Origin of the sequence: Zavarzinia compransoris (assembly GCF_003173055.1) — a bacterium.
In the GTDB taxonomy this organism is placed as follows: Bacteria; Pseudomonadota; Alphaproteobacteria; order Zavarziniales; family Zavarziniaceae; genus Zavarzinia; species Zavarzinia compransoris.
Map to the genome: position 1 here is coordinate 260373 of NZ_QGLF01000005.1, position 11807 is coordinate 272179.

Here is an 11807-nt window from a genome sequence, read left to right on the forward strand (position 1 = left end):
TTTACCAGGTTTCGACGAAGGGGCGCAGCTCCAGCTCGTGGGTCCAGGCGCTGCGCGGCTGGAGGTGAAGCTGCCAATAGGTTTCGGCGATGGCGGCGGGATCGAGGGTGGCATCCTCGCCCTTGCCCTCGATCAGGCCGGGCAGGAAGCCGCGCACCCGGTCCCCGGCGACGACGCCGTCGATCACCACATGGGCGACATGGAGGCCCTGGGGGCCGAATTCCCGCGCCATGCTCTGGGCAATCGCCCGCAGCCCCGCCTTGGCCGAGGCGAAGGCGGCGAACATGGGCTTGCCGCGCAGCGAGGCCGAGGCGCCGGTGAAGATCAGCGTGCCGCCCGCCGGCAGCAGGGCCCGGACCGCCGCCTGCCCGACCAGAAGCCCGGCCAGCGGCCCCTGGCGCCACATGCCTTCGAGGAATTCGGGCGTGATGTCCAGGAAGTTCATGGGCCAGTTGCCGCCGACATTGAAGACGACGAGGCCCGGCACATGGCCGGCGGCGGCGACAGCGGCGAAGACGGCCTCGACCTCCGCCGGCACCGTGGCATCGCAGGCGAGCGCGGTGGCGCTGCCGCCCGCCTGTGCGATCTCGGCGGTGACGGCGGCCATCTTGTCGGGATGGCGGCCGGCGACATAGACGGGCATGCCCCCGGCGGCGGCGCGGATGGCGACGGCGCCGCCCACCCCCGATACCGGACCGACCCCGAAGACGATGGCGGCCGCGCTCATGCCAGCGCCTCCTCGACGAAGTCCAGGCGGTCCTGGCCGAAGAACATCTCGTCGCCGACGAAGAAGGTGGGGGCGCCGAAGGCGCCGCGCGCCACCGCGTCCTCGGTATTCGCCTTCAGCCGGTCCTTGACCGCGGCATCGTTCACCAGGGTCTCGAAGCGGGCGCGGTCGAGGCCGGCCTCGTCGAGCACGGCGGCCAGCACGGCGGGATCGCCGAGGTTCCGGTTGTCGCGCCACATGGCGTCATAGAGCGCGTCGCAATAGGTACAGAAATCGTCGCTGCCCTGGTAACCGACGGCGCCCCGCATCAAGGTGATCGTGTTGATCGGGAAGGCGTCGTTGAAGGCGAGGGGAACGCCGAAGCGCCGGGCGAAACGCGACAGGTCGCGGAACATGTAGATGCCCTTGGCCGGCACGGTGGCGGGCGCGCTGTTGCCCGTCGCCTTGAACAGCCCGCCCAGCAGGATCGGCACCGGCTTCACCGTGGCACCGGTGCGTTCCGCGATGGCGCCGATGCGCCGCCAGGCCAGATAGGCCGTGGGGCTGCCGAAATCGAAATAGAAATCTACCGTCTTGGACATGGTTTCCTCACCAGCTTTCCGACCAGGGGCGGAGGTCGAGTTCATGGGTCCAGGCATCGCGCTGCTGCGCGTGCAGGGACCAATAGGCATCGGCGATGTGATCCGGGTTCAGGATCCCGTCGTGTTCCTTGGTGGCGTAAACGGTCGGGAAATTGTCGCGGATGAAGGCGGTGTCGATCGCGCCGTCGATGATCGTATGGGCGACATGGATCCCCTGCGGTCCCAATTCCCGCGCCATGCTCTGGGCCAGCGCCCTCAGCCCGTGCTTGGCCCCGGCAAAGGCGGAAAAGCCGGCGCGCCCGCGCACCGAGGCGGTGGCGCCGGTGAAGATGATGGTGCCCCGGCCCCGGGCCAGCATGGCGCGGGCGGTCTCGCGCCCGGCCAGGAAGCCGGCGAAACAGGCCATTTCCCAGACTTTGTAATAGACCCTGGCGGTGGTCTCGGTGATGGTGAAGCGGACGTTGGCGCCGATGTTGAACACCATCGCCTCGATCGGGCCGACGCCGGCCTCGATCCCGGAGACCAGGGCCGTTACCTGTTCCTCGCGCCGCGCGTCCACGCCGAAGGGCAGGGCGGTGCCGCCCGCCGCCTCGATCTCGGCGACGAGGGGGGCCAGCTTGTCGGCATTGCGGCGGACGAGGCAGGCGGTGAGGCCTTCGCGCGCGAAGCGCCTGGCGATGGCGCCGCCAAGGGCATCGCCGGCCCCGACCACCAGGGCGACCGGTTTCGTCATCTCTCTCCTCCCGCCTGGATGCAATTGTCTTTGCAACTCTGTATGATCGGCATCATCCAAATCAGCATGATCATCATCATGCAGATCGTCAAGGGAGGAAGCTGTGGGGCACTCCAAGGCCCAGAAGGAGGCCAACCATAACCGCATCATCGAGGCGGCCATGGATCTCCTTCGCCACAAGGGGCTGGACCACATGGGGGTGGCGGAAGTGATGCGCGCCGCCGGCCTGACCCATGGCGGCTTCTACAGCCATTTCGACAGCCGCGAAGCCATGGTCGCGGAAGCGCTGTGCACCGCCTTCGCCCGCGACGAGCGCCGCCTGGACAAGGCGGCGGCCCAGCGCGGCGGGGAGAAGCGCCGCGCCATGCTGGAGGCCTATCTCTCGCCCGGGCACCGCGACAATCCGGTGAAGGGCTGCACCGTGGCCGCCCTGACCGGCGATTTCACCCGGGCGGATCCGGCGCTCCGGCATATCTTCACCGAACAGGTGCGGCGCTATCGCGACCAGGTGGCGGCCATGGTGCCGGGCGCGGCGGCCGAGGGACAGGCGCTGTTCGCCTTTTCCGCCATGATCGGCGCCCTGCTGATGGCGCGGGCGGTTGACGACGAGGCGTTGTCGGATGAAATCCTGGCGGCGGCGCGGCGCCACCTGGCCGCCGCCATCGAGCCCGAATGATAAAAACCAAAGAGGAGAGCTGAATGACCCATCCCTTCGACCATAGCGGCCAGCATGTCTTCGTGGCCGGCGGCACCAGCGGCATCAATCTCGGCGTTGCCGAAGCCTATGCCGCTGCCGGCGCCAGGGTGACCGTGCTGTCGCGCAAGCAGGACAAGGTGGATGCCGCGGTCGCCCGCCTGAAGGCCCTGGGCGCCGAGGCCCAGGGCTTTGCCGGCGACGTGCGCGACCCCGCCCGCATCGAGGCGGTCTTTGCCGAGGCGGTGGCCGGCTTCGGCGACTTGAATGTGCTGATCTCGGGCGCCGCCGGCAATTTCCCGGCCCCGGCCCTGGGCATTTCCGCCAATGGCTTCAAGTCGGTGGTGGATATCGACCTGCTCGGCACCTTCCATGTCGTCAAGGCGGCGTTTCCGCACTTGAAGAAGCCGGGCGGCTCCATCGTCAATATCTCGGCGCCCCAGGCCTATATCCCGATGGATTTCCAGATGCATGTCTGCGCGGCCAAGGCCGGCGTCGATATGATCACCCGGGTCGGGGCGCTCGAATGGGGCGGCTTCGGCGTGCGGGTGAATTCGATCGTGCCCGGCCCGATCGAGGACACGGAAGGCATGGCCCGCCTGGCGCCGACGCCGGAAGCGCAGGAGGCCACCCGCCAGTCGGTGCCGCTCGGGCGCTATGGCACCAAGGCCGACATCGCCCATGCCTGCCTGTTCCTGTCCAGCCCCTATGGCACCTATATCTCGGGCGTGGTCCTGCCGGTCGACGGCGGCTGGAGCCTGGGCGGCGTCGCCGCCATGTCCGCCACCATGAAGAAGGCGCTCACCGGCGGCTGAGGCTGCCGGTGAGCGTCGGGGCGCCGGGCGCTTCCGCCTGCCGGAACAGGAAATCCTCCGGCAGGCCCAGGCGCCGGCAGGCGAGCTGGGGCGGCGTGTCCGTCATGATATGGGGCACGAAACGGGCCAGCGGGCGCAGCGCCGCGAAGGCCAGGGCTTCCTGCACCGGCCGGCGCGGGAAGCCCAGTTGGTCGCGGGCCCAGCGAGGCAGCAGGGCGATGCCGGCGGTGACCAGCAGGCCCTTGGAACTGCCGCCCGCCATGCCCGGGATGCTGCCCCGGCGGGCGATGGCGAGGAAATTGTCCAGTTCCGGCCGCCGGCTCAGGCGTGGCGCCCATTGGCGGATGAAATCCTCGGCCTCCCGGTGGCTTCTCGGCACGGCAAAACGGCCGTAGTCGCCGGCGACAGCGGCGGATTCGGCGACCAGCCGGTCGCGTTCCTCGGCGCTCAGGGGCCGGATCAGGCGATGATAGGCCTCGGCGAAGCCGAAGCCGGCGGTCAGATGGACGAAGGTCATGCGCGCCGGATCGAAGGCGGAATAACGGCTGCCGTCGTCCAGCGGCCCGCGCACCTTGGCGTGGCGCCGCGCCACTTCCTGCATCAGGGCCGCCTTGGCCGAGGTCGAGGCATAGGTCGAGGCCAGCGCCGCCGACAGGGTGCGCTGGGTGCGGCCCAGCGTATCGGCCTTATAGGTCGAATAAGTGTCCACCCCCTTGCCGATGCCTTCCTCCGCCATCTGCAGGATGACGGCCGGAATGGCGCCAAGGGCGAAGACGATCGGATTGGCCATCACCCGCCAGGTGACGCTGTCCGGCCCGCAATCGCCGGGATCGCCCGGCCCCGCCAGGTAATCGACGCGGAAGGCCGGATCGTCCGGCCGGTAGACCCGGTCCAGCGAGCGCCTTAGGCCGCCGTGGATCGGCAGTTTGGCGAATGCCCGTGCGGTCGCGTCCCCCAGTCCCATGATCGGCCCCTTCGGCTTGTTCAACGGGGACCAGCATGGCAAAGCCCGAATGTGACGAAAACTCGGCTTCCGGTCGTATTCCGGCAAGGCCCGGGGGCAAGGGCCAAGGGATTGGAATTATTGGCTTAATTGCCTGCGGCCGGGCTCAAGGGGCGGCCCGTGCCGGCCGCCGCCCCGGGGGCTCACTCGCCTTGGGGGCGGGCGGCCAGCACCGTGCGGATCGCCCCGGTCAGGGTGGCGATCTCGTCCGGCGTGGCGATGAAGGCGGGCGTCAGATAGACGATATTGCCGAAGGGCCGGACCCAGACGCCCGCCTCGACGAAGGCGCGCTTCAGGGCATTGAGGTCGCCGATCTTCGCCAGTTCGACCACGCCGATCGCCCCCTTCACCCGGACGTCCACGACCCCGGGCAGGTCGCGGCAGGCGGGGAGTTGGTCGTGCAACTGGGCCTCGATGGCGGCGACCTGTTCGAGGCGCGGCTCGGTCTCGAACAGGTCGAGGGCGGCATTGGCGACGGCGCAGGCGAGCGCATTGCCCATATAGGTCGGCCCGTGCATCAGCGCGGCCGCGGCGCGGTCGTCCCAGAAACCGTCGAACACGCGGGCGGTGGCGACGGTCGCGGCCAGGGCCATGGTGCCGCCGGTCAGGGCCTTGGACAGGGTGACGATATCGGGCACCACCCCCGCCGCCTCGCAGGCGAACATGGTGCCGGTGCGGCCGAAGCCGACGAAGATCTCGTCGAAGACGAGCAGCGCGCCGATCCGGTCGGCGGCGGCACGCAGGCGGCGCAGGACCCGGGCGTCGTGCATCTTCATGCCGCCCGCGCCCTGCACCAGGGGTTCGACCAGAATCGCGGCGATCTCGTCGCCATGGGCGTCGAGGAAGGTATCGAAGGCCGCCGCCTTTTCCTCGTCCAGGGGCAGGTCCACGACATGGTGCCGGGGCAGGAGGCCGGTGAACAGGGCATGCATGCCCTCGTCCGGGTCGCAGACCGCCATGGTGCCGATGGTGTCGCCGTGATAGCCGTGGCGGAACGAGACGAATTTGTTCCGCCCGCTCGTCCCCCGGTTCAGGAAGAACTGGATCGCCATCTTCATGGCGATCTCGACCGAGACGGAGCCTGAATCGGAAAAGAACACCCGCTCCAGGTCGCCGGGCAGCAGGGCGGCCAGGCGCCGGGCCAGGGTCAGCGCCGGTTCCTGCACCAGGCCGCCGAACATGACATGGGGCAGGCGTTCAAGCTGTGCCGCGGCGGCGGCCCGGATGTGCGGGTGGTTATAGCCGTGGCAGGCCGTCCACCACGAGGCGATGCCGTCGATCAGCTCGCGCCCGTCGGCCAGACGGATGCGCGTGCCCGCGGTGGAAGCCACCGCCAGCGGCGGCGCCACCGTCTTCATCTGGGTATAGGGCAGCCAGATATTGCCGAACCCGGCCGTGTACCAGCCGGGGGCGTCGCCGGCCACGGCTTACTCGGCGGCCTGGGCCGGGGCGGCCGCTTCGCAGGCGAGCGGCATGGGGCGGACGCCCAGGCGGTCGAACAGGTGCTGGTCCTTGGCCTTTTCCGGGTTGTCGGTGGTCAGCAGCTTCTCGCCGATGAAGATCGAATTGGCGCCGGCCAGGAAGCACAACGACTGCATCTCGTCCGACATATGCTCGCGCCCGGCCGAGAGGCGGATCATCGAGGCCGGCATCAGGATCTTGGCGACGGCGATGGTGCGCACGAATTCGAACGGATCGAGCGGGGCGGCGGCGTCGAGCTGGGTGCCCTCGACCTTGACCAGCAGGTTGATCGGCACCGATTCCGGATGGGCCGGCAGGTTGGCCAGGGTCTGGAGCAGGCCGACCCGGTCCTCCAGGTCCTCGCCCATGCCGACGATGCCGCCGCAGCAGACATTGATGCCGGCATCGCGCACATGGGCCAGCGTGTCCAGCCGGTCCTGATAGGTGCGGGTGGTGATGATTTCCTCGTAATACTCGGGCGAGGTATCGAGGTTGTGGTTGTAATAGTCGAGGCCGGCGGCCTTCAGGCGCTGCGCCTGATCGCCGTCCAGCATGCCGAGGGTGACGCAGGTCTCCATCCCCATGGCCTTCACGCCGCGGATCATCTCGACCACGGTGTCGAGGTCGCGTTCCTTGGGGCTGCGCCAGGCGGCGCCCATGCAATAGCGGCTGGCGCCCGCGTCCTTGGCCTTCTGGGCTTCGCGCAGCACGGCGCCGACCGCCATCAGCTTGGATGCCTTGAGGCCGGTGTCGAATTTCGCCGACTGCGGGCAATAGCCGCAATCCTCGGGACAGCCGCCGGTCTTGATCGACAAGAGGGTGGACATCTGCACTTCGTTGGCGTCGAAGAAGCGGCGGTGCTCGCCTTGGGCGCGGAAGATCAGGTCGGCGAAGGGCAGGCGGAACAGGGCGTCGATCTCGGTCCGGTCCCAGTCGTGGCGAAGGCCGTCGAGGGCGACGGCGGCAGACGGGCTACGGACGATTTCGGTGCTGGCGATTCCGCTCATGGACGACCCAATCCTCGACATCTTACCAAGGGCGACGGCCCCCGGCTGTTGGCCGCAGACTAGGCGGCTTTGCCGGGACGTCAATAGCGGCGATCGAATCAGAAGGGATTGACCCCGGCGCGCAATGGGACCAATGTGCGCCGCCTTTCAGGAACCGTGTCGATCATGTCTTCCCTCGACGCCTTCGCGGCAGGCAAATTGGCGGCGCTGGATGCCCGGCACCAGCGCCGGACCCTGGTGCCCACCGCCCGCCTCTCCGGCCCCTGGCTGGAGCGGGAGGGGAAGCGATTCATCTCGTTCTCCTGCAATGACTACCTGAATTTCTCCACCGATCCCCGGGTCAAGGCGGCGGCGATCCGCGCCGTCGAGCAGCATGGCACCGGCGCCGGCGGCTCCCGCCTGATCACCGGCAACCACCCGCTGATCGAGGAACTGGAACGGCGCCTCGCCAGCCTGAAGGGGACGGAGGCGGCCTGCGTCTTCGGTTCCGGCTATCTCGCCAATGTCGGCATCATCCCGACGCTGGCGGGCCGGGACAGCCTCGTCCTCGTCGACGAACTGGCGCACAATTGCATCAATGCCGGGGCGCAGATGGCGCAGGGCGCGGTGCTGCGCTTCGCCCACAACGACCTTGGCGACCTCGAACGCCTGCTGCGCGAGCACCGGGGGCACCATGCCCATGTCCTCGTCGTCACCGACGGCGTGTTCTCGATGGACGGCGACCTCGCCCCGCTCGAGGCCATGGGCGCGCTCTGCGCCGAGCATGACGCCTGGCTGATGGCGGACGATGCCCATGGCATCGGCGTGCTCGGCGGCGGGCGCGGCTCCGCCCATGTCGGGGCGAAGATGGCGCGGGTGCCCTTGCAGATGGGCACCCTGTCGAAGGCGATCGGCTCCTACGGCGCCTATCTCTGCGCCTCGCAGCCGGTGATCGACCTGATGAAGACCCGGGCGCGCACCCTGGTCTATTCGACCGGCCTGCCGCCGGCCGCGATCGGCGCCGCGCTCGAGGCCCTGAACATCATCGAGAGCGAACCCGACTATTGCGCCCTGCCGGTAGAAAAGGCCCGGCGCTTCACCCGGGCGCTGAACCTCGCGCCGGCGGAAAGCCCGGTGGTGCCGGTGATCCTGGGGCCCGAGACTCGGGCGCTGGAGGCCCAGCGCCTCCTGGCCGAGGCGGGCTTCCTGGTCGCCGCCATCCGGCCGCCGACGGTGCCCGCCGGCACCTCGCGCCTGCGCTTCGCCTTCTCGGCGGGCCACGAGGATGCGGATATCGACCGCGTCGCCGCCCTCCTGCGGGAGCGGGTGCTGTGACCCTGTCGCTCTTCGTCACCTCCAGCGGCACCGAGATCGGCAAGACCCTGGTCACCAGCGCCCTGGCCCACCAGTTGCGCGGGCGCGATGCCCGCATCCTGAAGCCCGTGGTCAGCGGCTTCGAGATGGCGACGGCGGCCGACAGCGACCCTGGCCTGATCCTGGCCGCCGGCGGCCGGGCGGTGACGGAACAGGCGATCGCCGAGATCGCCCCCTGGCGTTTCCGGACGCCGGTCGCCCCGGACCTTGCCGCCCGCCTCGAAGGCCGGGCGATGACGGCGGCCGAGGTGGCGGATTTCTGCCGGAAGGCCGGTGCCGGGGCGGAGGTGCTGGTGGTCGAGGGCGCGGGCGGCCTGATGGCGCCGATCGCGCCGGGCGAGACTTTCCTCGATGTCCTGGCGCTGACGCGCTGGCCGGCGCTGCTGGTGGTCGGCAGCTATCTCGGCACCCTCAGCCATACGTTCACCGCGGTCGAGACCCTGAAGGCGCGGGGCCTGCCCGTCGCCGGCATCGTTATCAGCGAAAGCGCCCGCGACCGGCAGTCGATCCCGGAACTCACCCGCTCGATCGCCGCATTTCTGCCGGATTTGCCGGTTTGTGTCGTGCCCCGCCTGGAAGGCCCCCGCCCTTGGGCCCAGGTGCCGGCGCTGACACAATTTCTTGTGGACAAGTCATGATCTTGTGTGGCGCAAAATGCGCCGCGCGAGATATAGTTTCTTCTGTTGCGGTCAAAACCGTTTTTGGGGAGTGAGGACACATCATGTCCTGGACCGATGAGCGCATCGCGACCCTGCGCGATCTGTGGGAACAGGGCCTGAGCGCCAGCCAGATTGCGGCCAAGCTCGGCAACATCACGCGCAATGCCGTGATCGGCAAGGTGCACCGCCTGGGCCTGTCCGGCCGGCCGAGCCCGGTGCGCACCGAACGCGCCGCCCAGGCCCCTGCCGCCGCCCCCGCGGCGCCGGTGGCCGCGGCCCCGGCGGCGCCCGCCGCCCAGGCCCCGGCCCGCCCGGCGGAAAGCCAGCCGCGCATCCTGCCCGCCGGTCCGGCGCCGGCGCCCGCCGCCGCCCGCCCCGTCCGCCTGGTGACCACGACCACCGCCGATGTCGCCGCCCAGGCGGCGCAGAAGCCCCGGGTGCTGCCGGCCAGCCCGGCCCCTGCCCCGCGCGAGGCGGCGCCCCGGGCCGCGGCGCCCGCGCCCGAACCGGAACCCATGGTCCGCGCCACCCTGCTGTCGATCAACGACCGCATGTGCAAATGGCCGGTGGGCGACCCGGGCGAAGCCGGTTTCCATTTCTGCGGCCGCCGCGCCCAGACCGGCATGCCCTATTGCCAGGACCATGCCCGCATCGCCTATCAGGCCGCGACCCCGAAGGCGCGCGAGAAGCGCGACCGCGACCGCGAGCGGGAACGCGAGCGCCTGCTGCGCAGCCTGTCGTAGGGAAGGCGCATATCACGCATCGAAGGGGCCCCCGCGGGCCCCTTTTTTGTGCCCCGTCTTAACTTTATGCCCTCTCTTAACCATGTGTTCGGCATTGGCGGGCATGCTGCCGCCATGTCCGAGACAGCCCTTGCCGCCCTCTCGCCGCGCCTGCGGCACCGCCTCGCCGAGATCGAAGCCCTCGTCGCGCGCGAGGGCGATGCCCTGATGGTATGCGAGGCGGGCGACCTCGCCCCGCCCTATCCGCGCATCGTGCTGATCAACGAGGCGCTGACGCGCCTGACCGGCTATGACCGCCAGGTGCTGCTGGGCGAAACCCCGCGCCTGCTGCAGGGCCCGGAAACCAGCGCCGAGACGCGGGCCGAGATCCGCGCCGCGCTGGAGGCCCGGCGCCGCGTCCATGCCGAGATCGTGAACTACACCAAGGACGGCGAGACCTATTGGGTCGCGCTCGACATCGTCGCCGTGGTCGATCCGGACAGCGGCCGCCTGTATCATGTGGCGTTTCAGCGCGACATCACGCGGCGCAAGCGCCTGGAAGTCGAATGGGCCGAGGCCCGCGCCCGCGCCGACCGCGCCATGCAGGGCCGCCAGGATTTCCTGACCGCCTTCGCCCGCGACATCCGGGCGCCGCTGGCCAGTATCGCCGCCCATCTCGAACTGCTCGACCGGGGCGGGCCGAAGCCGGCCCAGGGACCCCTGCTGGCCGCCGCCGGCCGCGCGGCGGCGGAGGCGGGGCGCCTGGTCGACGACCTGCTCGACCTCGGGCGGATCGATGCCGGCGCCACCCTGCCGGCCCCGCTCGGCAGTTTCGCGCTCGACGATTTCCTGGCCGATATCCGCCTGCTCTTCGCCAGCGACGCCAATGGTCTCGGCCTGCATTTCGAGATCGCCGCCGGGCCCGGCCTGCCGGCCCAGATGACGGCGGACCTGACGCACCTGCGCCAATTGGCGGGCGTGCTGCTCGGCTGCGCCCTGCACCGGACGGAAAGCGGCGGGGTCGCCTTCAGCGTCGAGGCCCTGGCGGGGGCGCTGCGCTTCTCGGTCCATGCCAGCGGCGAGCCCGGCCATCCCCTGGGCCTCGGCCTGACGGTGGCGGAAAAGCTGGCGGCGACCCTCGGCACCGGCATCGTCACCGACAGCGCCCCGGGCGAGGGCACCAGCCGCTGGTTCGACCTGCCCGCCCGCGGGCTCGCGGCCGAGGCGGCGGCGCCCCGTCCGCCGTCGGACTGGTGGCCGGCGCTGCGGGCCGGCGCCCTGGTCGGGACTCCGCCCGCGCCGGCGCCCGCGCTGGCCGAGGTGCTGCAGCAGCGCATCCTGGTCGCCTGTGCCGATGCCGCCGAACGCGCCACCCTGGCACGGCAGTTGCAATCGCTCGGCGTCCGCATCGATATCGTCGCCAACGGTGCCCAGGCCCTGATCCTGGCGACGGCGGAAACCCCTTACGACCTCGTGCTGGCGGATGCCCGCCTGCCGGTGGTCGACGGCGCCGATTTCATCCGCGGCCTGCGCACCCATGAGGCGGCCCACGGCCTGCCCCCGGCCCAGGTGGTCGGCCTTGCCGATACCGCAGCCGAGGGCGAGGCGCTGCGCCGCGCGGGCATGGATCAGGCGCTGGAGCGGCCGGTGGGCCTTGGCCAATTGTCCGATCTTCTGGCCGGGGGCAGCCCGCCCGCCCCGGACGACCAGCCCCCGCTCGATGCCGAAGCCCTGAAGCAGCGCCTCGGCATTGCCGACGACCTGGAACTGGCGGCGGTGCTGGCGGTCTTCGCCGAAACCCTGGACGGGCTGGAAGCCGGTCTCGTCGCCGCGATCGGCGAGGCGGACAGCGACCGCGCCCAGGACCTGCTGCACGCCCTGGCGGCGGAGGCGCAGGATGTCGAGGCGCGGGCCCTGGTCGCGGCGCTGGCGCCCTGCCGGATCGCGGTCGGCAACGGCGACTGGCCCTTCGCCCGCCGCACGCTGGAGCGGATCACCGCCGAGGCGGCCCGCCTGCGCGCGGCCATGGACCGCATTCTCGGCCTCGCCTGA

At 70.4% G+C, this 11807-nt stretch carries 12 protein-coding genes; 6 read left to right on the forward strand and 6 right to left on the reverse strand.

What is annotated here, in order from left to right:
* Position 1: 1 nt before the first annotated feature.
* The 3 genes from DKG75_RS18120 to DKG75_RS18130 are packed head-to-tail and all read right to left on the reverse strand — an operon-like array spanning position 2 to position 2041.
* Positions 2-727: an SDR family NAD(P)-dependent oxidoreductase gene (locus DKG75_RS18120; RefSeq protein ID WP_109922576.1), complete on the reverse strand. Its 726-nt coding sequence runs from the start codon at positions 725-727 to the stop codon at positions 2-4.
* Positions 724-1308 carry a 2-hydroxychromene-2-carboxylate isomerase gene (locus tag DKG75_RS18125; protein ID WP_109922577.1) on the reverse strand — a complete coding sequence of 195 codons (585 nt, stop codon included), beginning with the start codon at positions 1306-1308 and terminating at the stop codon, positions 724-726. Before DKG75_RS18125 ends, DKG75_RS18120 begins: the two co-directional genes overlap by 4 nt.
* Positions 1309-1315: 7 nt before the next feature.
* Complete coding sequence (locus DKG75_RS18130) at positions 1316-2041, reverse strand: SDR family oxidoreductase (RefSeq protein ID WP_109922578.1); 726 nt, start codon at positions 2039-2041, stop codon at positions 1316-1318.
* Between the two features lie 103 nt (positions 2042-2144).
* Here DKG75_RS18130 and DKG75_RS18135 point away from each other — a divergent pair, with 103 nt between their 5' ends.
* Complete coding sequence (locus DKG75_RS18135; protein ID WP_109922579.1) at positions 2145-2717, forward strand: TetR/AcrR family transcriptional regulator; 573 nt, start codon at positions 2145-2147, stop codon at positions 2715-2717.
* 23 nt (positions 2718-2740) lie between these two features.
* The gene (locus DKG75_RS18140; RefSeq protein WP_109922580.1) at positions 2741-3550 is read left to right on the forward strand and encodes an SDR family oxidoreductase; all 810 of its coding nucleotides are present in this window, start codon (positions 2741-2743) and stop codon (positions 3548-3550) included.
* On the opposite strand, the gene DKG75_RS18145 is transcribed toward DKG75_RS18140, so the two are convergent.
* The 3 genes from DKG75_RS18145 to bioB form a co-directional block, all read right to left on the reverse strand.
* Positions 3537-4514 carry an oxygenase MpaB family protein gene (locus tag DKG75_RS18145; protein ID WP_109922581.1) on the reverse strand — a complete coding sequence of 326 codons (978 nt, stop codon included), beginning with the start codon at positions 4512-4514 and terminating at the stop codon, positions 3537-3539. The two genes, DKG75_RS18140 and DKG75_RS18145, sit on opposite strands and share 14 nt — an antisense overlap.
* 182 nt (positions 4515-4696) lie before the next feature.
* Positions 4697-5977 carry an adenosylmethionine--8-amino-7-oxononanoate transaminase gene (locus tag DKG75_RS18150; protein ID WP_425086462.1) on the reverse strand — a complete coding sequence of 427 codons (1281 nt, stop codon included), beginning with the start codon at positions 5975-5977 and terminating at the stop codon, positions 4697-4699.
* Between the two features lie 3 nt (positions 5978-5980).
* Complete coding sequence (gene bioB, locus DKG75_RS18155) at positions 5981-7021, reverse strand: biotin synthase BioB (protein ID WP_109922582.1); 1041 nt, start codon at positions 7019-7021, stop codon at positions 5981-5983.
* Between the two features lie 165 nt (positions 7022-7186).
* Between bioB and DKG75_RS18160 the strand changes: the two genes are divergently transcribed.
* From DKG75_RS18160 to DKG75_RS18175, 4 genes are all read left to right on the forward strand, one after another.
* Complete coding sequence (locus tag DKG75_RS18160; protein ID WP_109922583.1) at positions 7187-8335, forward strand: aminotransferase class I/II-fold pyridoxal phosphate-dependent enzyme; 1149 nt, start codon at positions 7187-7189, stop codon at positions 8333-8335.
* Positions 8332-9012: a dethiobiotin synthase gene (gene bioD, locus DKG75_RS18165; RefSeq protein WP_109922584.1), complete on the forward strand. Its 681-nt coding sequence runs from the start codon at positions 8332-8334 to the stop codon at positions 9010-9012. Before DKG75_RS18160 ends, bioD begins: the two co-directional genes overlap by 4 nt.
* A gap of 83 nt (positions 9013-9095) precedes the next feature.
* Entirely contained in the window at positions 9096-9776 is a 681-nt protein-coding gene (locus DKG75_RS18170) for a GcrA family cell cycle regulator (protein WP_109922585.1), read from the forward strand.
* A gap of 114 nt (positions 9777-9890) precedes the next feature.
* A complete protein-coding gene (locus DKG75_RS18175; RefSeq protein WP_166646264.1) occupies positions 9891-11807 on the forward strand; it encodes a PAS domain S-box protein in 1917 nt (638 codons plus the stop codon).